24 protein-coding genes and 1 pseudogene are annotated in these 21764 nt (G+C 69.2%); 9 read left to right on the top strand and 16 right to left on the bottom strand.

Features of this window, described 5'->3' with window-relative positions:
* The first annotated feature begins 105 nt into the window (after positions 1 to 105).
* Positions 106 to 2019: a PAS domain-containing hybrid sensor histidine kinase/response regulator gene (locus BM004_RS37220; protein ID WP_093221478.1), complete on the top strand. Its 1914-nt coding sequence runs from the start codon at positions 106 to 108 to the stop codon at positions 2017 to 2019.
* Between the two features lie 568 nt (positions 2020 to 2587).
* Complete coding sequence (locus tag BM004_RS41700) at positions 2588 to 2734, top strand: hypothetical protein (RefSeq protein WP_177206752.1); 147 nt, start codon at positions 2588 to 2590, stop codon at positions 2732 to 2734.
* Here BM004_RS41700 and BM004_RS37230 read toward each other — a convergent pair.
* The 4 genes from BM004_RS37230 to BM004_RS37245 form a co-directional block, all read right to left on the bottom strand.
* Complete coding sequence (locus BM004_RS37230) at positions 2724 to 2978, bottom strand: hypothetical protein (protein WP_093131249.1); 255 nt, start codon at positions 2976 to 2978, stop codon at positions 2724 to 2726. The two genes, BM004_RS41700 and BM004_RS37230, sit on opposite strands and share 11 nt — an antisense overlap.
* Before the next feature lie 104 nt (positions 2979 to 3082).
* Positions 3083 to 3562 (bottom strand): VOC family protein, encoded by a 480-nt coding sequence (locus tag BM004_RS37235; RefSeq protein WP_093221483.1) that lies wholly within the window; start codon positions 3560 to 3562, stop codon positions 3083 to 3085.
* A gap of 65 nt (positions 3563 to 3627) precedes the next feature.
* The gene (locus BM004_RS37240) at positions 3628 to 4065 is read right to left on the bottom strand and encodes a PPC domain-containing DNA-binding protein (protein WP_093221485.1); all 438 of its coding nucleotides are present in this window, start codon (positions 4063 to 4065) and stop codon (positions 3628 to 3630) included.
* 110 nt (positions 4066 to 4175) lie between these two features.
* Entirely contained in the window at positions 4176 to 4460 is a 285-nt protein-coding gene (locus tag BM004_RS37245; RefSeq protein ID WP_143072640.1) for a hypothetical protein, read from the bottom strand.
* Positions 4461 to 4688: 228 nt separating this feature from the next.
* Between BM004_RS37245 and BM004_RS37250 the strand changes: the two genes are divergently transcribed.
* Positions 4689 to 5999: a chloride channel protein gene (locus tag BM004_RS37250; protein ID WP_093221490.1), complete on the top strand. Its 1311-nt coding sequence runs from the start codon at positions 4689 to 4691 to the stop codon at positions 5997 to 5999.
* A 52-nt stretch (positions 6000 to 6051) separates the two neighbouring features.
* Here the strand turns inward: BM004_RS37250 and BM004_RS37255 are convergent, their stop codons facing one another.
* From BM004_RS37255 to BM004_RS37270, 5 genes and pseudogenes are all read right to left on the bottom strand, one after another.
* Entirely contained in the window at positions 6052 to 7284 is a 1233-nt protein-coding gene (locus tag BM004_RS37255; protein WP_093131259.1) for a dienelactone hydrolase family protein, read from the bottom strand.
* Positions 7285 to 7305: 21 nt separating this feature from the next.
* Positions 7306 to 7767: a flavin reductase family protein gene (locus tag BM004_RS42235; RefSeq protein ID WP_256220245.1), complete on the bottom strand. Its 462-nt coding sequence runs from the start codon at positions 7765 to 7767 to the stop codon at positions 7306 to 7308.
* Between the two features lie 36 nt (positions 7768 to 7803).
* Positions 7804 to 9039 (bottom strand): annotated as a pseudogene (locus BM004_RS42565) (styrene monooxygenase/indole monooxygenase family protein); the annotation flags it as partial.
* Between the two features lie 22 nt (positions 9040 to 9061).
* Positions 9062 to 10300, bottom strand: coding sequence for a styrene monooxygenase/indole monooxygenase family protein (locus tag BM004_RS37265; RefSeq protein WP_093221495.1), 1239 nt, complete (start codon positions 10298 to 10300; stop codon positions 9062 to 9064).
* Between the two features lie 34 nt (positions 10301 to 10334).
* Entirely contained in the window at positions 10335 to 11126 is a 792-nt protein-coding gene (locus tag BM004_RS37270; protein ID WP_093131264.1) for an SDR family oxidoreductase, read from the bottom strand.
* 195 nt (positions 11127 to 11321) lie between these two features.
* Here BM004_RS37270 and BM004_RS37275 point away from each other — a divergent pair, with 195 nt between their 5' ends.
* Positions 11322 to 12320 carry an AraC family transcriptional regulator gene (locus BM004_RS37275; protein ID WP_093221538.1) on the top strand — a complete coding sequence of 333 codons (999 nt, stop codon included), beginning with the start codon at positions 11322 to 11324 and terminating at the stop codon, positions 12318 to 12320.
* Positions 12321 to 12461: 141 nt separating this feature from the next.
* Positions 12462 to 13214 carry an alpha/beta fold hydrolase gene (locus tag BM004_RS37280; protein ID WP_093221497.1) on the top strand — a complete coding sequence of 251 codons (753 nt, stop codon included), beginning with the start codon at positions 12462 to 12464 and terminating at the stop codon, positions 13212 to 13214.
* 121 nt (positions 13215 to 13335) lie between these two features.
* Here the strand turns inward: BM004_RS37280 and BM004_RS41070 are convergent, their stop codons facing one another.
* The gene (locus BM004_RS41070) at positions 13336 to 13521 is read right to left on the bottom strand and encodes a hypothetical protein (protein WP_143072641.1); all 186 of its coding nucleotides are present in this window, start codon (positions 13519 to 13521) and stop codon (positions 13336 to 13338) included.
* On the opposite strand from BM004_RS41070, the gene BM004_RS37285 reads away from it, so the two are divergent.
* Positions 13520 to 13783 (top strand): hypothetical protein, encoded by a 264-nt coding sequence (locus BM004_RS37285; RefSeq protein ID WP_093221499.1) that lies wholly within the window; start codon positions 13520 to 13522, stop codon positions 13781 to 13783. The genes BM004_RS41070 and BM004_RS37285 overlap by 2 nt on opposite strands.
* 12 nt (positions 13784 to 13795) lie before the next feature.
* On the opposite strand, the gene BM004_RS37290 is transcribed toward BM004_RS37285, so the two are convergent.
* The 5 genes from BM004_RS37290 to BM004_RS37310 form a co-directional block, all read right to left on the bottom strand.
* Positions 13796 to 14629 (bottom strand): IclR family transcriptional regulator, encoded by an 834-nt coding sequence (locus BM004_RS37290; RefSeq protein WP_093221501.1) that lies wholly within the window; start codon positions 14627 to 14629, stop codon positions 13796 to 13798.
* A 175-nt stretch (positions 14630 to 14804) separates the two neighbouring features.
* Positions 14805 to 15524: an SDR family NAD(P)-dependent oxidoreductase gene (locus BM004_RS37295; protein ID WP_093131271.1), complete on the bottom strand. Its 720-nt coding sequence runs from the start codon at positions 15522 to 15524 to the stop codon at positions 14805 to 14807.
* Positions 15525 to 15547: 23 nt separating this feature from the next.
* Positions 15548 to 16528, bottom strand: a complete 981-nt coding sequence (locus tag BM004_RS37300; protein WP_093221540.1) for a tripartite tricarboxylate transporter substrate binding protein — start codon at positions 16526 to 16528, stop codon at positions 15548 to 15550.
* Between the two features lie 85 nt (positions 16529 to 16613).
* Positions 16614 to 17378: an SDR family NAD(P)-dependent oxidoreductase gene (locus tag BM004_RS37305; RefSeq protein WP_093221543.1), complete on the bottom strand. Its 765-nt coding sequence runs from the start codon at positions 17376 to 17378 to the stop codon at positions 16614 to 16616.
* Positions 17379 to 17380: 2 nt separating this feature from the next.
* Positions 17381 to 17908: a 2,4'-dihydroxyacetophenone dioxygenase family protein gene (locus BM004_RS37310; protein WP_093221503.1), complete on the bottom strand. Its 528-nt coding sequence runs from the start codon at positions 17906 to 17908 to the stop codon at positions 17381 to 17383.
* A gap of 326 nt (positions 17909 to 18234) precedes the next feature.
* Between BM004_RS37310 and BM004_RS37315 the strand changes: the two genes are divergently transcribed.
* Both BM004_RS37315 and BM004_RS37320 read left to right on the top strand, forming a co-directional pair.
* The gene (locus tag BM004_RS37315) at positions 18235 to 18945 is read left to right on the top strand and encodes a TetR/AcrR family transcriptional regulator (protein ID WP_093131275.1); all 711 of its coding nucleotides are present in this window, start codon (positions 18235 to 18237) and stop codon (positions 18943 to 18945) included.
* A gap of 190 nt (positions 18946 to 19135) precedes the next feature.
* Complete coding sequence (locus BM004_RS37320; protein WP_093221506.1) at positions 19136 to 20347, top strand: MFS transporter; 1212 nt, start codon at positions 19136 to 19138, stop codon at positions 20345 to 20347.
* Positions 20348 to 20380: 33 nt separating this feature from the next.
* On the opposite strand, the gene BM004_RS37325 is transcribed toward BM004_RS37320, so the two are convergent.
* Entirely contained in the window at positions 20381 to 21130 is a 750-nt protein-coding gene (locus tag BM004_RS37325; RefSeq protein ID WP_177206753.1) for a substrate-binding domain-containing protein, read from the bottom strand.
* 168 nt (positions 21131 to 21298) lie between these two features.
* On the opposite strand from BM004_RS37325, the gene BM004_RS37330 reads away from it, so the two are divergent.
* A complete protein-coding gene (locus tag BM004_RS37330; protein ID WP_093221511.1) occupies positions 21299 to 21730 on the top strand; it encodes a DUF2000 domain-containing protein in 432 nt (143 codons plus the stop codon).
* Positions 21731 to 21764: the final 34 nt, after the last annotated feature.

Below are 21764 nucleotides of genomic sequence, written 5' to 3' on the forward strand. Positions count from 1 at the left end.
GCGAGGGCCGTCGGGTAGGAATACTCCCACGAGCCACAAGGAGGCGATAGTTCACACTCGCGGGACATCACTCGAGCCGTGGGTCTGGCACGCCCCTGAAGACCAATGAAAGACATCGCATCGCCGGGGCTGTCCGTCGCCAACCTGACCGACACCGACTATCGCCGGATGGTCGACAGCCTCACCGACTACGCGATCATCTTCCTGGACCCGAACGGCCACGTCGTGAGCTGGAACGATGGCGCCCGGCTGCTGAGCGGCTACGACAGCGCCGATATCCTGGGGCGCCATTTCTCGGTCTTCTACCCGCAGGAAGCGCTGTCGCGCGGATGGCCCGACCACGAGCTCGCGCAGGCCGGCATCGTGGGGCGTTTCGAGGACGAGGGCTGGCGCCTGCGCAAGGACGGCACGCGCTTCTGGGGCAACATCGTCATCACCAGGCTGGCGGGCCCCGACGGAGCCACGCGCGGGTTTTCCAAGATCATTCGCGACCTCAGCGACCGGCGAAAGCAGGAAGAGCTGCTGCGCGCCAGCGAGGAGCGGTTCCGGCTGCTGGTCGAGGGTGTGAAGGACTACGCGATCTTCATGCTCGACCCCAGCGGGCACGTGGTGAGCTGGAACCTCGGCGCGGAGAAGAACAAGGGCTACAAGGCACACGAGATCATCGGGCAGCACTTCTCGACCTTCTATCCGCCCGACGTTGCCGCGCGCGGATGGCCCGGCCAGGAGCTGGCGAACGCGCTGCGCGACGGCCGTTTCGAGGACGAGGGCTGGCGCGTGCGAAAGGACGGCACGCGCTTCTGGGCCAGCGTGGTGATCACGGCCATCTACGACGCCACCGGCCAGCACAAGGGCTTTGCCAAGGTCACCCGCGACCTGACCGAACGCCGCAGGATCACGGCGCTGGAGGACGAGGGCAAGCGCATGACCACCTTCCTGGCGATGCTGGGCCACGAGCTGCGCAACCCGCTGGCGCCGATCTCCAACGCGCTGGAGCTGCTCAAGCACGAGAAGGCGCCCTCGCGCATCCTGGTCAGGACGCGCGAGATCATCGGGCGCCAGTTGCAGCAGATCACGCGGCTCATCGACGACCTGCTGGACGTGGGCCGCATCACCAGCGGGCGCATCCACCTGGAAGCCAAGCCGGTGCGGCTTCGCGACGTCATCGTCGACGGCGTGGAGGCCATACGGCCCGCCATCGCGTTGAAGTCGCAGACGCTGGCGCTGAACATCGACGGACCCGACCTGTGGGTGACGGGCGACCGCGCGCGGCTGATCCAGGTCGTGAGCAACCTGGCGCACAACGCGTGCAAGTTCACGCCCAGCGACGGGCACATCTGGATTCGCCTGGACACCAACCGCGACAACAGCGCGGAAGCGGAGATCCGCGTGCAGGACGACGGACCAGGCATTCCGCGCCAGGACCTCGAGCGGGTCTTCGAACTCTTCGCGCAGGGCGAAAGGGAACTGGCGCGAACGCAGGGCGGTCTCGGCCTGGGCCTGAGCCTGGTGCAGCAGCTCACCACGCTCCACGGCGGCTATGTCAGCGTGTTCAGCAACGGCCGCGAAGGCGAAGGCAGCGAGTTCCTGGTGCGCCTGCCCGTCGCACCCGTGCCCGACACTCTGGGCCACGCCGAACGCGACGGCAACCAGAAGCTGGTGCTGGTGGTGGACGACAACCAGGACGCGGCGGAGACCCTGTCGCTGCTGCTGGAGACGCTGGGCTATTCATGCCGCATCGAGCACGACGGCGTCGCCGCGATCGAGGCGGTCAAGGCGCACCGGCCCGACGTGGTGCTGCTCGACATCGGCCTGCCCGGCATGGACGGCCGCGAGGTCGCCAAGCGCCTGCGCGCCGACCTGATCGACCCGCCCCAGCTGATTGCCATCACGGGCTATGGACAGCCCGGCGATCGCGACATGAGCCTCGACGCGGGATTCTTCGCGCACCTGACCAAGCCCGTCGACATCGAGCGCCTGACGTTGGCGCTCGAGCAGATCTACGCGAAGAAACGCTGAAGCCGGCGGTTCGCCATCGGCGATTGCAGGAGTCTCGATTTCCTCAACGAGGGTTTCACCCGCTGTGTTTGCTGCGTCGCACAAACCATCATCGGCGTCGAGATGCTGCTCGCCGCGCATTCAGGCGCCGTGTTCGTAACCGTTGCCAGAAATCGGTTTGGAGCATCTCAATGCTTTTGACGGATGAGGGGCACGGCGCCGCCACAGGGAGAGAAAAAAAGGTCGGGCCTCAACGGGCGTGCTCGCCCTTTGACGAAGGGTCGTGGCCATGCCGATCCAGGAACGCCCGAACGACGCGGCGCACGCGCTCCTTGGCGACCTCGGCAGAAGGCTGGTGAACGGCTGCCACCAGGCACTGCAACTCGCCCCTGTGGCGCAGTTCGACCCGCAACTCCGCAGGCTCCCCGTTGCCGCCCCGGCGGGACACGACCGCACTCCAGCCGGTTGGTAAAAGTGCGTCCCACTCGCGTTCCATGGCCTACGGTTTGCAACATCGACAGCCCGTGGCACGTAGGACGTCTTCGCCTTCGCTGTCCCATCGCGGGGGCCACCCGCGACGGCGCATTCAATGACAGCCGCCGGCATCGAGGTTGCCGCGCTTTCGCAACGGCTGCCGCAGCGCCTCTACCAGCGCCGGCCGACTGTCAAAACCGGGCGCACCGCGCGGGCGCGCAAGACGGGCGACTTGCCGGCCGATGCATCGGTCACTCCTTGAGACGAGGCGCCGCCCGTTCACGTTGCCGAAGCGCCCACTCGGCGACGAACTGCTCCGCATGCACCTTGGCGCGTGCATAGGCGGCCTCGCGGGTCGGCTGCTGTGTCAGAACGAAGACACAGCGCGCGTCGCGGCCTTCGCGCAGTTCCGCCTTGCCGGCGAAGCACCCGTCGGCCGACTTCTGAAGCTCGACCGAACAGGTCCAACCCTCGGGCAGGCCGAACTCAGGGATATTGCCGTTCATGCAGCAAACATACCCCTCGCGCGAGGGAAATCAACTGCGATCTTCGGGGGGAGGGTCTTTTGACAACTGGCCAGCCGCCGCGAACTGCGGCGCCGGAAGAAAAGTCAGCCGCGGCGGGCCGCTACGATGGCCGCGATGTCGATCTTCCCCATGTCCATCATGGCGTCGAACGCACGCTTGGCGGCCGCGCGGTCGGGGTCGGCGATCGCGTCGGTGAGTGCGCGTGGCGTGATCTGCCAAGACAGGCCCCACCTGTCCTTGCACCACCCGCAGGCGCTCTCCTGGCCGCCGTTGCCGACGATGGCGTTCCACAGGCGATCGGTTTCGGCCTGGTCGTCGGTCGCCACCTGGAACGAGAAGGCTTCGTTGTGCTTGAACACCGGGCCGCCGTTCAGGCCGAGGCAGGGAATGCCGAGCACCGTGAACTCGACCGTCAGTACGTCGCCCTGCTTGCCATCGGGGTAGTCGCCCGGCGCTTGGTTGATCGCGCCCACCGTGCTGTCGGGAAAAGTCTTCGCATAGAACTTCGCGGCGTCCAGGGCCGTGCCGTCGTACCACAGGCAGATCGTGTTCTTGCTCACCATCGTGGGTCTCCTTGTTCCGTCGTCACTCGGTCAGGTCCGGCTCGTGCCTTGTTCGGCCTTGTGTATCAGGCGTCAACATCGATCAGGGCCAGCCCGCTCTCGCGGTTGCAGGTCTTGCGCAGGTAGCCCGGCGACTCGATCAGCAGCACCTCCAGCGTGGGTTGCACCGTGGCCTGCAGCAGATGGCCGCCGACGGTGCTGCCGTCGCGCCGCCCCAGCACCGCATGCGCGTGCACCTTGGGCTCGTCGCCGTCGAGCGCGATGTCGCCGTTCAACGAGAGTACCTCGACCTGCTCGTCGACGGGTATCCGTTCGTACGCCTTGAGCTCCCAGTCGAAGTAGCCGAGCACGGCGCCGCGCAGCGCGCCTATCGCGCTGAAGCGGCTGGCCGACAGCGCGTGTTCCTTGGCGTACTGCTCGAGGAGGGAAACGACGTCGTCGCCCTTCTCGAAGATGAGCGCGATGGTGCGTTCGGGGCCTTGGTTGAGGATCTTGGACTTCATCTGGGCTGTTCCTTGTTGCCTGACCTGTTGCCAGACGGTTGTGCTGATGGCGGCGTGGCTCAGCGCGGGGTGTTCCGCTTGCAATCCGCAGCGGCGCCCCTGCAGTCGTCCTAGCGTGACGGTGCCGCGCCGGAACCGCTGGCGGCACCAGGATTCGCATCGGCCGGCGGCTTCTCGATCAGGCCGGGGTCCTTGTCGAGCGGCGCGGGCCTGGCCAGCCGCGGGTCCACCTTGGTGGCGGGCGGCTTCAGGACCATCGCCTTGTCGGCGCCCTGTTTCGAGCCGTCGACCTCGGCCGGCATCGGCGGCTGGGGCGCCGGTTGTGCAGCCGCCGACCCGGCCGCCAGCACCATGGCGCCGGCCAGCAGAACGGCCTTCTTGATTCGGGTTGACATGTGTGCGGCAAACATCTGTTTCGCTCCTTCGGGTCGAGCTAGAAGCCCGACAACCTCGCCCCTTACTCCTGCTTCGAACCCTTCCATGAACGGGGCACGGGCCGTGTAGGCGTCCTTCGCACATGCCCGCGAGCCACGTTCTCAGCGGCGCACCGACCGGGCCGCAAGGGAACTATGGGCCTGCGGCGCGGGTCTGGACCACTCCGCCTTACGTAAACTGTCCCCCGGATGAATCAAGAGCCAGACTTTTTCGAGCACCTTCGCGCCGAGTTGCGCGGCGGCCGTGTCTGGCTCGACCGGGCCATCGTGCTGGGCTATGCCATTGCGGCCGGGCTCTTCGTGGTGGGCTTCACGATGGCCAGCGACTGGGCCTTCGGACTGTTCCAGCGCCTCTACACCGCCTGGCCGTGGACCGTGCTGCTGACGACGCCGCTCATCACCGCAGGCATCGTGTGGTTCACGCGGCGCTACTTTCCGGGCGCGAGCGGCTCGGGCATTCCGCAGATCAAGGCGGCGCTGCACCCCTCGCTGCCCGAGGCGCGGCGCTTCGCCTTCGCCTCGCTGCGGCTCACGGTCGCGAAGATCGGGCTGGGCGTGGCCGGCTTTGCCGCCGGCCTGTCGATCGGGCGCGAAGGCCCGTCGGTGCAGGTCGCGGCCGGGGTGATGCAGCACGCGCGGCGCTGGCTCTCGCCCCACACCGCCATCGACGGGCGCGCGCTGCTGGTGGCCGGCGGGGCGGCCGGCATTGCGGCGGCGTTCAACGCGCCGCTGGCGGGCGTGGTGTTCGCCATCGAGGAACTGTCGGGCCGGCTCGAGGCGCGCTCCAGCGGGCTGATCATCACGGCCATCGTGCTGGCGGGCCTGGTGGCCGTTTCGGTGTTCGGCAACAGCAGCTACTTCGGAGTGATCCGCGTGCCGCGGCTGGGGTGGGACGCGCTCGGGCCGGGCCTGGCGGTCACGCTGCTGAGCGGCGGCGCGGGCGGCCTGTTCGCGCGGCTGCTCACGGCGTCGCTCACCGGCGCGCCGGGGCGCTTCAACCGCTGGCGCGCGCGCTTTCCGGTGCGCTTCGCAGCCTGCGGCGGGCTGGCGGTGGCCGTCATCGGGCTGGTGACCGGCGGCGTGACCTTCGGCGCGGGCTCCGAGGCGGTCAAGCAGATGCTGCAGGGGCACGACGAACTCACGCCGCTGTACACGGTGCTCAAGTTCGTGGCGACCTGGCTCACGGCCTGGTGCGGCGTGCCGGGCGGCATCTTCGCGCCCTCGCTGTCGATCGGCGCGGGCATCGGCGACGCCGTTGCCCGGCTGGGCAGCGGCGAGCTGGGGCCGGCGCTCATCGCGATGGGCATGGCCGGCTTCCTGGCGGCGGTGACGCAGGCGCCGCTCACGGCCTTCATCATCGTGATGGAAATGGTCGACGGCCACTCGATGGTGCTGAGCCTGATGGCCGCGGCCATGCTGGCCAGCTTGGTCTCGCGGATGATCAGCCGGCCGCTGTACGAGACGCTGGCCGAGCACATGGTGCGGGCCGACAAGGGCTAGCAGCCCCGGTCGCCCGGTCGCCCGCTCGCCCGCTCCCCTGGCGCGTCGCCGGTCAGCGCATCAGCGTGTTCGACGGCAGCGTCTCGTCCAGCAGCTTGCGCCCGGTCTCCACGCCCGCCACCGGCAGCAGCTTCGCGTCGAGCAGGCCCACCTGCACCAGCACGCTGGCCTGGTCCCAGTAGATGTGCTCGTGGTAGAGCTTGTCGCCGCGGAACTTGATGACCGCCAGCAACGGCACTTCCACGCGCTTGCCGGTGGGCTTGACGCCCGGCAGCATCCACGGGATCTCGGTGGTGTGGGTGAAGCAGAACAGCATCTCGTCGACCACCTGCGTGGCGCCCACGGTGCGCGAGATCGGCACCAGCGAGGTGTCGGGCGGGTTGCTGTTGACGAAGTGGTTGGTATAGAACGCGTGCAGGTCCTTGTAGCCCACGCCGCCGGTCATGGTGGGGATGTGGTTGACGTAGGGCTCGGCCACCATGGTGCCCATGGTGTCGTCGACGTTGCGCGTGCCGAACTCGTACTCGCAGTGCTTGTCCCACAGCGCGGAAAGGTCGTAGTCGGGGCCGATGGCGCCCTTCAGCGTGGCGATGCTGCGCTCGTGCGCCATGAGCGCCGAGGGCTTGTGGAAATGCTCGCCGCCCGTGCGCGCAAAGGCGTGGTCCATGCCGGGGTACACATGCAGCGAGACGCCGGGCCGGCCCTTGAGCGTGGCCAGGATGCGGTCGCGCGCCTCGGGCGGGCAGAACTTGTCGAGCTCGGCGATGTGCAAGGTGAGCGGGCGCTTGATGTTGTCGGCCTCGCCCAGCGCGGCGTCGATGCCCACGCCGTAGTAGCCGACGGCCACGTCCGCGTCGGTGCGGCACGCCGCGAGGTACGCGAGCTTGCCGCCGAGGCAGAAGCCGAGCACGCCGACCTTCTTGCCCGGCACTTCGGCGCGCGCGCGCAGCGCGTCGATGGCGGTCTGCATGTCCTCCATGCCCCTGGCTTCGTCGAAGCCGCCGTACAGCGCAAAGGCGCGCTGCCAGTCGGCTTCGCTGTAGCCCAGCTCCACGTTGGGCTCCTGCCGCCAGAACAGGTCGGGCACCAGCGCCACGTAGCCTTCTTCTGCGTAGTAGTCGGCCACCTCGCGCATGGTGTGGTTCACGCCGAAGATCTCCTGCGCGATCACCAGGCCCGGGCCGCTGCCGCCCTTGGGCACGGCAAGGTAGCCGCGAAAGCTGCCGCTGCCGTCGGCGGCCTTCATCTCGATGTACTGGCCCGAAGCCTGTGCCTTGTCTTGCATGTGGGTTCTCCGTTCTGAGGTCTATTGCAAACATTCCGGGTGCCGCGTCGTCACCTGGTAGTAGCCCGAGTGAAACACCAGCGGCTCGCCGTCGAAGCGGTCGTACCGCTCGACTTCACCGATGAAGATCAGGTGATCGCCGCCATCGTACTGCCGGACGTTGCGGCACACGAAGCGCGCGATGACATCGTTGAGCAGCGGCACGCCCGCCGTGCCCTCGCAGCAGTCCACGCCGCCGAACTTGTCGGCCTGCGGCGTGGAGAACTGGCGCGACAGGTGGTGCTGGTGCGCCGCCAGCACGTTGATCGCGAAATGGCTGGCGCCGGTGAAGTCGGCCACGCTCGGCGCGTTGCGCGCCAGGCTCCACAGCACCAGCGGCGGGTCGAGCGAGACCGACGAGAACGAGTTGGCCGTCATGCCCACGCGGCGCCCGTCGATGGCACGCGTGGTGATGACGGTGACGCCGGTGGAGAACTGCCCCAGCGCCTTGCGGAAATCGCGGCGGTCGAAGCGGTCGGCGGCGGCCTCGCGCGCCTTCGCTTCAAGAAAGCGGTCGGCTTCCGCGGGATCGAACCACCAGGGCGCGAAGGCGCGCGGGTCGTCGAAGCCGTTGACCACCGTGCTCGCCACCGCCGGCATGTGCGTTGCGCTCTGCAGCAGCTTGTGCAGGTGCGGGCTGGGCGGCGCGAGCAGGCTGTGGGTCCAATCGGTGGCCCAGCGCGCATAGCCTTCCCAGTAGCGGTCGAAGGTCTGCTGCATCCACGCCGCGTCGAACGGCGCATCGCCGTGCGCGAGGATGCGCTCGAGGTAGATGTCGGCGCTCTTGGCCGCGTTGTTCGAGCCCTGGCCGGTGATCGGGTCGTTGAGCACCACCACGTCGGCCAGGCCCAGCACCTTGCGCCCCGAAGGCAGCGTGGCCACCGGCTTGCGCACGGTCGGTGCAAAGCTGCCGACGAGCACGCCGTTGTCGTCGGCCAGTTCGATGTGGCGGCAACGTTCGGCCTCCCACGGCAGGAAGGTCTCGAGGATCCACCGGCTGCGCGCCAGGTGCGCCTGCGGCGTCTTCACGTCGGCCCAGCAGTCCAGCGGCCCGCCGGGCACGCCTTCGAACACCATGATCTCGCACGGCCCGGTGGTCGTGAGCGCGGGGAACACGAAGTACTCGCCCACGCCCGGAATCAGGTTGAAGCTCACGGCCGGGAACGGCTCGCGCGGTGTCATGCCCTTCACATAGGTGAGCGCCAGCACGCGCTGCGGCGCATCGAACGGCGAGCGTTCGGCGTCGCGCTCGAAGAGCTTCGAGATCTCGCCCTTGCCGCTGGCCACGACCACGAGGTCGTGCGCCTGCGCGCAGGTTTCCAGTTCGTCGAGCCCCACGTCCTGCCACACGATGCGCCCGCCGCGCTGCTCGAAGGCCTGCATCCAGGCCGGTATCTTCACGCGCTGGTCGACCGACTGCGCCGGCCCGTCGAGCCTCGCGCTCCATTCGATGGCCTTGCCGCCCTGCGGGTTGCGCACCGCCATGCCGATGCCTTCCACGCGCGGGCATGCATCGGCCCAGAAGTCGAGCCCGAGTTCGCGCTCGGTCTGCAGCGCGGTCTCGAACATGCACTGGCTCGACATGACCGGCCCTTCGAAGATCTCGCGCGCCGTGCGGTTCGAAAAAACCGTCACCTCGTGCCCCGCCGCCTGCAGGCCGAGTGCGAGTTGCATGCCGGACTGCCCGGCGCCGACGATGGCCACGCTCCTTGTCATACGCCCGCTCCTCGCCGGTGCGTCAGGCCGCGGCCGCGCAGGTTTCGATGTAGCGGCCGGCCTCCACGGGGTCGGCGAACCACGGGAAAAAGGTGCGCGGGTCGTCGAAGCCGTTGACGATCGCGCTGGCCAGCGGCGGCACGGCGCCGGCGCTGCCGAGCAGGTTCAGCACGTGCGGCGGCGGCGGTGCCAGCAGCATGTTGGTCCACTGCGTGACCCACTGCGAATAGCCGAACCAGTAGCGGTCGAAGGTCTGCTGCATCCATGCCGCGTCGGCCGTGCCGTCGCCGCGCGCGAGGATGCTCTTGAGGTACACGTCGGCGCATTTGGCGGCGTTGTTCGAGCCCTGGCCGGTGATGGGGTCGTTGAGCACCACCACGTCGGCCAGCCCGAGCACCTTGCGCCCCGAGGGCAGCGTGGCCACCGGCTTGCGCACCGTCGGCGCGAAGCGGCCCGCGAGGATGCCGTTGTCGTCGGTCAGCTCGATGTCCCTGCAGCGTTCAGCCTCCCACGGCGTGAAGGTGTCGAGGATCCATCGGCTGCGCGCCAGGTGCTCCTGCGGGGTCTTCACGTCGGCCCAGCAGTCCATCGGGCCGCCCGGCACGCCTTCGAACACCATGATCTCGCACGGGCCCGTGGTCGTGAGCGCGGGGAACACGAAGTACTCGCCCACGCCGGGGATCAGGTTGAAGCTCACGGCCGAGAACGGCTCGCGCGGCTTCATGCCCTTCACGTAGGTGAGCGCCAGCGCGCGTTGCGGCTTGTCGTAGGTCGACTTGTGAGCGTCGCGCTCGAACAGCTTCGAGATCTCGCCCTTGCCGCTGGCCACCAGCGTGAGGTCGTGGCTTCGGGTGCAGGCCTCGAGTTCGTCGATGCCCGCGTCCTTGAAGACCAGTTCGCCGCCCTTCTTCTGGAACTCGGCCATCCACGCCGGGATCTTCAGGCGCTGGTCGACCGACTGCGCGCCCGACTGCAGCCGCGCCGCCCAGTCGATGGCCTTCGCGCCCTTCTGCTCGGGGTGCGGCACGGCCAGGCCGATGCCTTCGACCATGGGGCAAGCTTTCGCCCAGTGGTCCAGCCCCAGGTCGCGCTCGATCTGCAACGACGTGTTGAACATGCACTGGCTCGACATCACCTTGCCATGGCGGATGTCGTCGCCCGTGCGGTTGCTGAACATCGTGACCTCATAGCCCGCGCCCAGCAGGCCCAGCCCCAGTTGCAGGCCCGACTGGCCCGCGCCGACGATGGCGATTCGCTTCATGGTGTTGCTCCTTGCTTACTCGTTTGCTTGCTGTTCAGTCCATCAGCTTCGGAATGGCGGGCACGGCCTGCTCGGGGCCCATGGCGGAATAGCCGCCGTCCACCGCGTAGTCGGCACCGGTCACGAAGCTCGCGTGCTCCGAGCACAGGAACAGCACCACCTGCGCCACCTCGTCGGGGTCGCCGACGCGCCCCAGCAGGTGAAAGGGCGCGGCCACGCGGTCGGTCTTGGCGCGGTCGCCGCCGCTCAGGCGGTCCATCACGGCCGACCAGGTCCAGCCCGGCGACACGCTGTTCACACGAATGCGGTCGCGCGCCAGGTCCATCGCCATGTTGCGCGTGAGCTGCGCCATCGCGGCCTTGCTGACCGGGTAGAGCCAGCGCCCCGTCTGCGCCACGCGCGAAGAAATGCTCGTGAAATTGACCACCGCGCCGCCGCCCGCCGCCACCATGTGCGGGTGCACGGCCTGCAGCATTGCCACCGCGCTGGCCACGTTCACGTTGAACGAAGCGAGCCAGTCGGCGCGCGGCGACTTGAAGCCATCGTCCACGTACGAGCACGCGAGGTTCACCAGGAAGTGCACGCCGCCGTGCTGCGTTGCGGCCTGCGTCACGCAGGCGGCCACCTGCGCGTCGTCGGTGATGTCGGTGTGCACGAAGCGCGCACCGGCGCCGAGCGAATCGGCCAGCGCCTGTCCGTTGGCGGCGTCGATGTCGGCAATGACGACCTTCACGCCGGCCGCGTGCAGCGCGCGCACCACGCCGGCCCCTATCAATGTGGCACCGCCCGTGACGATGGCGCTCCTGCCTTCGAGTCCCTTGAACATGACGCTTGCTCTCCTTGGTGGATCGACCAGGCCGGGCTGGCCTGTGGGGTCGTACGTTAGGAGGTGGAGCGCCGCCGGCGCATCCCGCGCGCGCAGGCGCTGTCCCTGGCGCGCATGTTTTCGACAAGGGGCGATCCGAATTGTGAGCGGGGATGGTTTTTGCTAGGGTCACTGCGCCCCATGGAAACCGCCGCCATCACCGCTGGGCTGCCGTTGCAGCGTTACCGACTGTTCGAGAGCCACGACATGGACGAGGCACGCGAGAGCGTGGCCCGCGTGTTCTGCCCGCACGGCCTGACCATGCTGCGCCCGCGCACCGAGCTCGACGCCTGCCACCACAGCGCGCGGCTGCACCGCGACGTGAGCCTCAACTACGTGCAGTACGGGCCGGGTGTGCAGATCGAGCCGGGCTTCCTGCAGGATTTCTTCCTGTTGCAGATTCCGTTGCGCGGCGGCGCCGACATCCGTTGCGGCGCGCAGCGCATCGAGGCCACGCCGCAGCTCGCCTCGCTGCCGTCGCCGACCGAGCCGCTGTCGATGCGCTGGGCCGACGACAGCCCGCACCTGATCGTGCGGCTGGCCCGCCCGGCGCTGCTGTCGCGGCTCGAGGCGCTGCTGCAGGCGCCCGTGCGGCAGGCGCTGGTGTTCGAACTGGGCGTGCCGCTGGACAACCCCGCCCTGGCGCCGCTGGTGCATTTCATCGACTACCTGCGGCTCACGCTGGACGCCGGCAACGCGCTGCAGGCCGGCAGCCGCCTCGCCGAGCACGCCGAGGAATACCTGATGTCGAGCCTGCTGATGTCGGCCGGCCACAACCACTCGCGCGCGCTGGCGGGCGATGCGCAGCGCGGCCTGCTGCCGCGCGTGGTGCGCAAGGCGCAGGAGTTCATGGCCGCGCACGCGGAGCAGCCGGTGTCGCTGGCCGACGTGTGCCGCGAAGTCGGCTGCAGCGCGCGCGCGCTGCAGCTGGCGTTTCGCCAGCATGCGGACCAGGGGCCGATGGAGTTCCTGCGCGAACTCCGGCTCGACAGGGTGCGCGCCGAGCTGCTGGCGCCGCCGCAAGGCCACGGCGGCGTGCGCGAGACGGCGCAGAAGTACGGGTTTCTGCACCTGGGCCACTTCGCGGCGCAATACCGCAGCCGCTTCGGCGAACGGCCCTCCGAGACGCTGGCGCGCGGCACCGTTCGCCGCTGAGCTGCCGGGCCGGACCGGCGGCCTGAACGACACGACTCGAAAGCGCCCGCCCGCGCCTGCACGCTGAGCGACGTGGGCAGCCGCCGCGCAGGAACCCTCGGGTATTCTTGCGCCCTCTCAAGCGCGACGAAGGCAGCTGACATGCACACCGAACAAGGCGGCGAGGGCCCCGACCTGCTTCTCATGCTGCACGGCATGGGCGCGACGGGCGCGGTGTGGTCGCCCATGCTTGCCGAGGCCAGTGCGCGCTGGCATGGACGCTGGCTCGTGCCCGACCTGCCCGGCCACGGCCAGTCCGGGCGGCAGGACTCGTATGCCGTCGGCCAGCACGCGGCCAGCGTGGCTCGCGCCGTGCTGCCGCACATCGATCCTGCAGGACGCCTGGTGGTGCTCGGGCACTCGCTGGGCGGAGTGGTCGCGCTGGCCCTGGCCACGGGGTGGTTCGGTGTCACGCCGCACCGGGTGTTCGGCGCGGGCATCAAGGTCGCGTGGAGCGACGACGAAGTGCGTCGCATGGAGACGCTGGCCTCGCAGCCGGGCAAGCGATTCGCGACCGAAGAAGAAGCGTGGGACCGGTACCTGAAGGTCTCTGGCCTGGCCGGCATCGCCTACGCAGGCGCTCCCACAGCCCAGCGCGGCATCGCGCACGGTGCCGAGGGCTGGCGCCTTGCGATGGACCCGCGCGCCAACGCCGTGGGCAAGCCCCCGTTGAGCGAACTGATGACGCTGGCGCGCTGCCCCGTGCATCTGGCCCGCGGACACCACGACGCGATGGTGACGCTGGAGCAGACACGTTCGCTCGACCCCGATGCGCGCGACCTCGGGCCGCACGGCCACAACGTGATGGTCGAGGCGCCCGCGCGGGTCTGGGATTGGGTGGCCGCCTTCGGGTGAGTGGCATGCAACGCGCCGCCGGGTATCGTTTCACAGAACTCCCTCACGGACTTCACTGCGACTTCACCTGTGTCGCAGACACTGCTTCTCGACAGCGGTTCGGCGCTGGTAGAGGTTGAGGTCAGGGAGAAAAAAAACCGCTCAGGGAAACGCCTCGATGCCAACCGCTGTCACTCTTCATTTCATCGGCGTGTTCGATCGCACGCCAGCCAGGAAACAACGCCCGGGCATTCATTTGCCCTAAGCGATGGCGCCCGAGCGGTGCAACGTCAAATGACATTCCCGGCTCCAAGAAAATCGGCGCCATGTTTCTTTCTTCGCCCCGCGCCACCGATCGAGCCCAGGCGCTGGCAGCCCGGCTAGGCTGCACCGTCGGCGACTTCGTCGAACCTTATGGCGCGCCCAAGCCCGCGCTGCTGGGCAGCCTCTCGGGGTTCGCGATCACGCTCAAGGAATTCGGCGGCCGCTGGGACCGCACGGACAAGGTGTACTTCTTCGCCAGCTGGCCGATGCTCGAGGCCGCGCTGCAGCACATCGTCGAAGCGCGGGAACGTTCCCGCGCCGGCTGAGCGGCTACCGGCTCAAAGCGCGTCGCCGTCCGCCAGCGACGGCGCCTGCGCGATGCGCTCGGAGATCACGCGGCAGGCTTCGAGCAAGGGCGCCACGTAGGCCTGCTCGGGGTGCTCCTTCTGGCGGAACACCAGGGTGCTGACGCTGATGGCCGCCACGGGCGCGCCGGTGGCCCCGCGGATCACGGCGCCGAAGCAGAAGATGCCCGCCTCGTTTTCCTCGTTGTCGACCGACCAGCCCCGCGCGCGTGTCTGCTCGATCTGCGCGAGCAGCACCGCGGGCTCGACCATGGTGTTGCCGGTGTAGCGCGGCATGGGCAGGTCTTTCATCACCGCCTTCAGCGCCTTGTCGTCGAGCGCGGCCATGTAGGCCTTGCCCACGGCGGTGGCGTGCAGCGACACGCTGGTGCCGATGCGCGACGCCATGCGCACGGCGCTGGGACTTTCGAGCTTCTCGATGTAGACCATGTTCGCGCCGTTGGGCACGGCCAGGTGCACGGTCTCGCCGGTCTGGTCGCGCAGGCGCTTGAGCTCGTCGACGGCGGCCAGGCGCATCTCGGAACGGCCCCAGCTGCGGCTGGCGAGCTGGATCAGCCGCGGGCCCAGCGCGAGCGCGGCGCTGTGCTGGTTCTCCACCAGCAGGCGCTCGGCGATGAGCGCGGCCACGATGCGGTGCACCGTGGGCCGCGGGTAGCCGCTGGCGCGCATGAGCGCGGCCACGTTCACCGGCTCTTCGGCGTCGGCCACCAGCTGCAGCACGTGCATGAACTTGGAGAACGACGCGGTGCCCGCGACCTGTGCTTGCACGGGAGACGGGGCGGGTGAAGAAGACCGGGGAGCGGGCATGAGGCGATCGGGGAAGCCGGCGGCTGCAAGCCGAAGGCTGGAGGCTGGAAGAAGGGCCGGGTCATTATCCATATGCGCCATATGCGCCATATGCGCCATATGCGCCATATGCGCTATATGCGCCATACGCGCCATGTGCCTCTTTCGCTCGGTCCCCTGCACGCCCGCTGCCGCCTCAGCTCACCATGTACCCGCCGTCCACCGGCAGGATCACGCCTGTCATGAACGACGCGGCCGGCGTGCACAGGAACACGGCCGCGCGCGCCACGTCGTCGGGCAAGCCCCAGCGGCCCAGCGGCGTGCGCGCGAGGATGGGGCCGGCGCGTGCCGGGTCGTCCTGCAGCGCCTGCGTGAGCGGCGTGGCGATCCAGCCCGGCGCCACGGCGTTCACGCGGATGCCGTCGGCCGCATACGCGATGGCCAGCGACTTGGTGAGCTGCGCCACGCCGCCCTTGCTGGCCGCATAGCCAGGCACCAGGCCACCGCCGAAGAAGCTCAGCATCGACGCGGTGTTGACGATGCAGCCCTTGCTTGCCTTCAGCCGCTCGCGCGTGGCGCCGCACACGCGCATGGTGCCCGTGAGGTTCACGGCCAGCACTCTCTCGAACACCTCGATGTCGTGCTCGGCGCCGCGCTGGATGATGCCGGCGCAGTTGAAGACGATGTCGAGCCGCTCGATGTCGGCCAGCGCCGCGTCCACGCTCGGGCCCGATGTGACGTCGGCCTGCCTCGCGTCGATGTTCGCGTCGAGCGTGCCGTCGCCCGGCCCCAGGCCGAGTGCGGTCACCTGCGCGCCGAGCGCGGCCAGGTGATTGGCGATGACGGCACCGATGCCCTGCGTGGCACCGGCGACGAGTGCGCGCTTGCCGTTGAAAAGTCCTGGCTGGTAGGTCATGTCGTGTGTGTGGGGGGTGGAGGTCAGTTCTTGATGTCGAGCTTGCCCATCAGCGTCTTGAAGTAGGCGGCGTCCCGTGCCATGACGGCCTTGAACGCCACGTCGTCCGCGTAGGCGAAGCCCAGATTCTGCTTGTCGAGCACGGCGCGGAACGCGGGCTCGTTCGCGGCCTTCCTGCTCATGTCCTTCAGGTACGCGACCACGTCGGGCGGCGTGTTCTTCGGCGCCGCGATGCCGCGCCAGGTGCCCAGCACCAGGTCGATGTTGCGCTCCTTCAGCGTGGGCACTTTCTCGAAGCCCTTCACGCGCTGGTCGGCCATGACGGCGAGCATCTTGAACTTGCCGGCCTGCACGTAGGTGGTGACTTCGGCGGGGCTCACGGCCACCGCGTCGATGTGGCCGCCGAGCAGCGCGAGCACCGCGGGGCCCGCGCCCTGGAACGGCAGGTGGTTGAACTTGACGTTGGTCTTGTCCTCGAGCGCGGCCGCGGCCAGGTGCCAGATGGAGCCGTTGCCCGCGTTGCCGACGCTGATCTTGCCGCTGTCCTTCTTGGCGGCGGCCAGGAACTCCTCGATGGTGTTCCACGGCGCGTCGGCGCGCACGGTGATGGCGGCCTGGTCGGCGTTGAGCTGCGCGATCGGCGTCATGTCGTTGTAGGTGAACTTGGCCAGCCCCATGTTGGGCAGCGTGGTGACCTCGACCGTGACCACCGCCAGGCGGTAGCCGTCGGGCTTGGCGTTGATCACGTCCTGCCAGCCGATGGCGCCGCTCGCGCCGGGCTTGTTCACGATGACCACGCTCTGCGGCATGTGCTTCTGCGAGGCCTCGGCGAAGGCGCGCGCGAGCGCGTCGGTGCCGCCGCCCGGCTGGAAGGGCACGATCAGCTCGATCGGGTGGTTGGGAAAGTCGCGCGCCTGGGCAGAGGCTTGCGTCGTGACGCCGAGCGCCGCGGCGGGCAGCAGGGCGAGTGCCGCAAGGCGGCGCAGGTCAAGGGTGAATCGCATCATGGGGTTTGTCTCCGTCGGTTTGATCGGTCTGAAAAAGAAGGGCCTGGCGCTCGGTCGCCCAGGCCGGTGGCACGCGGTGAAATCAGCAGGTGGCCCGCCCTCCCGACAGGTCGAACACCGCACCGGTGTTGAAGCTGCACGAACCCGAGCACAGCCACGCCACCATCTCGGCGACCTCGCTGCTCTCGCCCAGGCGCTGCATGGGGCTCTTGTCGACCATGGCCTGCACGTGCGCCGGCGACATCTGCGCCAGGATGGGCGTGCGCACCGCGGCCGGCGCAATGGCGTTGACCAGGATGCCGGTGGTCGCCAGCTCCTTGCCCAGCGACTTGGTGAGCGCCAGCACGCCGGCCTTGGCCGCGCTGTAGGCCGACGCGTTGGGCGTGCCCTCCTTGCCGGCCAGCGAGGCGATGTTGACGATGCGGCCCGCACCTGTTCCCGCCCTCGCACCCGCACCCGCATTCGCATTCGCGGCCCGCAGGTGCGGCACCACGGCGCGGCACACGTTGAAGGTGCCCACCAGGTTCACGTCGACGATGCGGCGCCACACGGCCGGGTCGTAGGCCTCCAGCGGCAGGGTCGGGCCCGCGAAGCCGGCGCTGTTGACCACGAAGTCGATGCGGCCGAAGCGCGCGGCCACCGCCTGCGCGGCGCGCTCCACGCCCGCCAGGTCGGTCACGTCGACCTGCCAGGCGTCGTCGCCCGCGGGCGGCGCCATGTCCCACACCGCCACCCGCGCGCCGCTCGCGCGCAGGTGCCGCGCCACCTCGGCGCCGATGCCGCTCGCGCCGCCCGTGACCACCGCCACGGCACCGGCGAAGTCGTAGCGCGCGCTGGCGTAGCCCACGCTCATCGGATGAACTGCTTGGTGAAGTCCGCGCCCAGGCCCACGGCCTCGAAGTGCTTGCGGCACATGTCGATCTTGGTGAACACGTCCTCGTAGCCCATGCCCTTGCCCCAGGGGTCGGTGTAGTACATGACACCGTTGACCTGGAAGTACGTGATCATTTCTTCCACGTCCTCGGGCACGTACAGCGTGTGCGTCTCGCCCGGCGGCTCGAACACGTAGCTGCCCTCGGTGGCTTCCCAGTCGTGCTCGAGGTAGCGCCAGCGCCCCTTCAGCACGAAGCCGTGCACCGCCTGCGGATGGCGGTGGCGGCTCAGCACGCCCGACTTGCGCACGCGCAGCAGGTTCATCCAGTAGCCCTGGCTGGCGTTCAGGCACAGCGGGCGGAACCACACGTTGTCGGCCTGCGGCACCCACAGGCGCTCGTCCTGCGGAATCGCGTGCTGGACCACGATCTCGGGCAGTGCGTCCGGCGGGTTCGGGTACTGGTAGGGCGTTTTCGGGTTCGGGTCCAAATCATCGAGGGGCATGGTGTTTGTCCATATTGTGGATGTGCGTCCATATTGTAGACAGCCACTTCAAAAACCAGCCCTTGCGTTAACCCTCATGAACGAATCAACAGGGTTCTCCATGAAATCTCCCAGATTGGCCGCGACCATCGACCTCGCCCGTTTGGTTCCTCCGGCGGGCACTCCCTCCACAGGCCCTTTGCGAGATCGGGGCCATTGAGCCCGCCTTGTGCGGGCTCTTTTTTTGGCCGAGCGCGACTCAACTGCCTCCGCTGTACAGCCGCAGCCGGGCCGCCGCGGCGAGCGAAAATGACTTCTTGACCCCGCCTCAAGATCGAGATCGCCCCATGACAGACGCAGACACCAGGCCCGCCCGCCGCACCGCGCGCGGCAGCAAGTCGGAGAAAACCGTCGAGAGCCTGCTGGCGAACGCGCGCGCCGTGTTCGCGGACAAGGGCTTCGAGCGCGCCACCACGCTGGAGATCGCGCAGCGCGCGGGCGTGTCCGAGGCCACGGTGTTCACCTACTTCGGCAGCAAGCGCGAGCTGTGCATCGAGGTGGTAAGGCGCTGGTACGACGAGATTTCGGGCGAGGTCGAGCGCGAGCTGCCGCTGCGCGCGGGCCTGCGCCAGCAGCTGCAGTTCGCGGTGCACCGCCACCTCACCAACCTGATGGGCGAAGGCGCCGGCATCTGCGCGCTGGTGCTGAGCGAGGGGCGCACCGCCGACCGCGCCTTCGCCGACGTCATTGCCGACCTGAAGCGGCGCTACACCGCACCGCTGATGCGCGCGCTCGAGGCGGGCCGCAAGGCCGGCGAAGTGCGCGACGACGTGCCGCTCAGGCTGCTGCGCGACATGGTCTACGGCTCGATGGAGCACGTGCTGTGGGACGGCATCGAGTCCGGCCGCAAGCCCGACATCGAACGCACCGCCGGGCACCTGTGCGACCTGCTGTGGAGCAGCCTGGCACCGCCCGACACGTCGCTGCAGGCGCTGGCCGAATTCAAGTCGCAGGTGAGCGGCGCGCTGCGGCGTCTCGAGAAGAACAGCGGCCCATAGCCATGGCGGCGAACGGCGGCCCGCAAGCGCGCCCGCGGCGCAGAATCGGCCTCATTGCCCTCACCGAGGGCGTCGAGGACGTCATGAAGATCCCGGCGATGGTTTGCGGTGCAGGTGGCTCGGAGGGGGCCGGTGGCTCAAGTGGCGCAGGTGCCTCAGGTGGTCCGGTCGGCGCGGGGCCCTCTGCACCATGACCACCAACGTGCCCGCGCGCGTGCTGCCGGTGATCGTGTTCTCGCAGTTCGCGGGCACCTCGCTGTGGTTCGCCGCCAATGCCGTCATGCCCGACCTGCAGCTGGCCTGGGCACTCGCGCCGTCGTCGGTCGGCACGCTCACCTCGGCGGTGCAGGTCGGCTTTGTGGCGGGAACACTGGTGTTCGCGCTGCTCACCATCGCCGACCGCTACCGCCCCACGCGCCTGTTCCTCGTGTGCGCCGCGGCCGGCGCCGTGGCCAATGCGGTGGCGGCGTTCTTGCCGACCGGCGCGTGGGCCGCCTTGCTGGCGTCGCGCTTCGCCGTGGGCTTTCTGCTGGCGGGCGTGTACCCGATCGGCATGCGCATCGCGGCGAGCTGGTACCGCGAAGGTTTGGGCGCGGCCATGGGCATGCTGATCGGCGCGCTGGTGCTGGGCACGGCCTTGCCCTACGGCCTGCGCGCGGTCGGCTGGGGGGACGGCGGCGGCGGGCCTTCGCTGTCGTGGCGCGGCGTGCTGCTGGGGGTGTCGCTGCTGGCGCTGGCCGGCGGGCTGGCGACGGCGCTGCTGGTGCCCGATGCGCCGCGCAGCGCGGGCGCGGCCCAGAAGATCAACCCGCGCGGGCTCGGCGCCATCTGGAGCGACCGCCGCGTGCGCGCGTCGGTCTTCGGCTACTTCGGCCACATGTGGGAGCTCTACACCTTCTACGTGCTGGTGCCGTTCATCCTCGCCACGCGCCTGGCGGCATCGGCCGTCAGCGCGACGGCGTTCTGGGTCATCGCGAGCGGCGTGCTCGGCTGCGTGGGCGGCGGCCTGCTGGCGCGGCGCATGGGCAGCGCGCGCGTCGCCGGCACCCAGCTGGCATTGAGCGGCGCCTGCGGCCTGGCGGCGCCCTGGCTGCTGCATGCGCCGGCGCCGGTGTTCGCGGCGTGGCTGCTGCTGTGGGGCGTCACGGTGGTGGGCGATTCGCCGCAGTTCTCCACCCTCACCGCGCGCAACGCGCCGCCGCAGCTGGTGGGCAGCGTGCTGACCTTTGCCAACTGCATCGGCTTCGGCATCACGGTGCTGAGCATCGAGCTGTTCGTGCGCGGCACCCGGGTGCTGCCGCTGGAAGTGCTGCTGCCGGGGCTGGCGGCAGGGCCGGCCATCGGGCTTTGGATGCTGCGGCCGCTGTTGGCGACCGACGCGGAGAAGCCTCCGCGCGCCTGATGGGCCTGATGCGCTTGATGCGCGGGATGTGCCTCAGGGCGCTTCCATGCCCTTCTGCGCCAGCACCGCGCGCGCCTCGGCGCTGCCCAGCAGCGCGAGGAAGGCCTGCGCGGCCTGCGCATCGCGCGCCGCCGCGCCCACGGCGCCGGCATACACGGTGTAGTTCTGCACCTCGGCCGGAATGGGCCCGACCAGCGTGGCGCCGGGCACGGCCAGGATCTCGCTGACCTGGTGCACCGCCAGGTCGGCCTCGCCGCTGACCACGCGCTGCGCCACCAGCCCGCCGGGCACCAGCACGGCCTTGGCCTGAATTTGCGGGGCAATGCCCATCTTCACGAACAGCTGCGACAGGTACACGCCGCTGGAGCCGCCCGCCGCGGGGTCGATGTAGGCGACCGCGCGCGCATCGAGCAGCGCCTGCCTGAACGCCGCCACGCTGGAGATATCCGGGGCCGTCGCACCTTGCTTCACCGCCACGCCGATGGCCACGCGCGCCAGCCGCGCCGACGAGCCCGCGGCCACCTTGCCAGAAGCGGCGAGCTGCTCGATGGCGGCCGGCGTCAGCACCACCAGGTCGAAGGCCTCGCCGCCGCCGATGCGCTTTTGCAGCGCGCCGGCGGTGTCGTTGTCGATGCTGAGCCTGTGGCCGGTGCGCTGCTCGAACACGGGCGCCAGCGCCACCACCACGGGCTTGAAGGCGCCGGCGGTCAGCACCTTCAGGTCGGCGGCCAGGGCACCGGTGCACAGGGTCAGGAGCGCGAGGGCAAGGGTGAGTTTTTTCATGGATGGGGCGCAGTTGGAGCGCGATTGTCGACGCCTGGCGGGGCGAGTCAATCGCATCCTGTACCAGCCTCGGCCTTCATTTTTTTCGTGAGTTATGCTCACAAATAATCCAGACATCAACCTTGCCATAGCTGATTTTACTGAGCACTGCTCATTTTCATCCAACCCATGCAATCGACCGAAACCATTCCCACCCCGCCCTCCCGCTGCGTGATCGTGATCGACGCCGCGCTTGCGCCCGGCCGCGCGGCCAACGCCGCGGCCGTCATCGCGCTCACCGTCGGGGCGCGCCACCCCGGCCTGGTCGGCGAGCCGCTGGTGGACGCCGCCGGCTTCGCGCACCCGGGCCTCATTCCCATCGGCATTGCCGTGCTGTCGGCCGGGCAGGACGAGCTCAACGCGCTGCGCGCCCGCGCGCTGGACGCGGGCTGCGACGTGGTCGACTTTCCGGTGCAGGGCCAGCAGACCACCAATTACGCCGCCTTCCGCGACGTGGTGGCCACCGTGGCGCCCGAGGAGCTGCGCTACGTCGGCCTGGCGCTGGTCGGCGAGAAGAAACCCATCGGCAAGATCGTTGCAAACCTCGGCCTGCTGAAATGACCCTGCCGCGCGGCATCGACTAAGCTTTGCCGCC

The organism is Variovorax sp. OK212, from assembly GCF_900112425.1.
GTDB lineage: Bacteria > Pseudomonadota > Gammaproteobacteria > Burkholderiales > Burkholderiaceae_C > Variovorax.

Coding starts and splice junctions, on each gene's coding strand:
- BM004_RS37220 (WP_093221478.1), top strand. CDS start 106: ATGAAAGACATCGCATCGCCGGGGCTGTCCGTCGCCAACCTGACCGAC.
- BM004_RS41700 (WP_177206752.1), top strand. CDS start 2,588: ATGACAGCCGCCGGCATCGAGGTTGCCGCGCTTTCGCAACGGCTGCCG.
- BM004_RS37230 (WP_093131249.1), bottom strand. CDS start 2,978: ATGAACGGCAATATCCCTGAGTTCGGCCTGCCCGAGGGTTGGACCTGT.
- BM004_RS37235 (WP_093221483.1), bottom strand. CDS start 3,562: ATGGTGAGCAAGAACACGATCTGCCTGTGGTACGACGGCACGGCCCTG.
- BM004_RS37240 (WP_093221485.1), bottom strand. CDS start 4,065: ATGAAGTCCAAGATCCTCAACCAAGGCCCCGAACGCACCATCGCGCTC.
- BM004_RS37245 (WP_143072640.1), bottom strand. CDS start 4,460: ATGTCAACCCGAATCAAGAAGGCCGTTCTGCTGGCCGGCGCCATGGTG.
- BM004_RS37250 (WP_093221490.1), top strand. CDS start 4,689: ATGAATCAAGAGCCAGACTTTTTCGAGCACCTTCGCGCCGAGTTGCGC.
- BM004_RS37255 (WP_093131259.1), bottom strand. CDS start 7,284: ATGCAAGACAAGGCACAGGCTTCGGGCCAGTACATCGAGATGAAGGCC.
- BM004_RS37265 (WP_093221495.1), bottom strand. CDS start 10,300: ATGAAGCGAATCGCCATCGTCGGCGCGGGCCAGTCGGGCCTGCAACTG.
- BM004_RS37270 (WP_093131264.1), bottom strand. CDS start 11,126: ATGTTCAAGGGACTCGAAGGCAGGAGCGCCATCGTCACGGGCGGTGCC.
- BM004_RS37280 (WP_093221497.1), top strand. CDS start 12,462: ATGCACACCGAACAAGGCGGCGAGGGCCCCGACCTGCTTCTCATGCTG.
- BM004_RS37285 (WP_093221499.1), top strand. CDS start 13,520: ATGTTTCTTTCTTCGCCCCGCGCCACCGATCGAGCCCAGGCGCTGGCA.
- BM004_RS41070 (WP_143072641.1), bottom strand. CDS start 13,521: ATGGCGCCGATTTTCTTGGAGCCGGGAATGTCATTTGACGTTGCACCG.
- BM004_RS37290 (WP_093221501.1), bottom strand. CDS start 14,629: ATGCCCGCTCCCCGGTCTTCTTCACCCGCCCCGTCTCCCGTGCAAGCA.
- BM004_RS37295 (WP_093131271.1), bottom strand. CDS start 15,524: ATGACCTACCAGCCAGGACTTTTCAACGGCAAGCGCGCACTCGTCGCC.
- BM004_RS37300 (WP_093221540.1), bottom strand. CDS start 16,528: ATGCGATTCACCCTTGACCTGCGCCGCCTTGCGGCACTCGCCCTGCTG.
- BM004_RS37310 (WP_093221503.1), bottom strand. CDS start 17,908: ATGCCCCTCGATGATTTGGACCCGAACCCGAAAACGCCCTACCAGTAC.
- BM004_RS37315 (WP_093131275.1), top strand. CDS start 18,235: ATGACAGACGCAGACACCAGGCCCGCCCGCCGCACCGCGCGCGGCAGC.
- BM004_RS37320 (WP_093221506.1), top strand. CDS start 19,136: ATGACCACCAACGTGCCCGCGCGCGTGCTGCCGGTGATCGTGTTCTCG.
- BM004_RS37325 (WP_177206753.1), bottom strand. CDS start 21,130: ATGAAAAAACTCACCCTTGCCCTCGCGCTCCTGACCCTGTGCACCGGT.
- BM004_RS37330 (WP_093221511.1), top strand. CDS start 21,299: ATGCAATCGACCGAAACCATTCCCACCCCGCCCTCCCGCTGCGTGATC.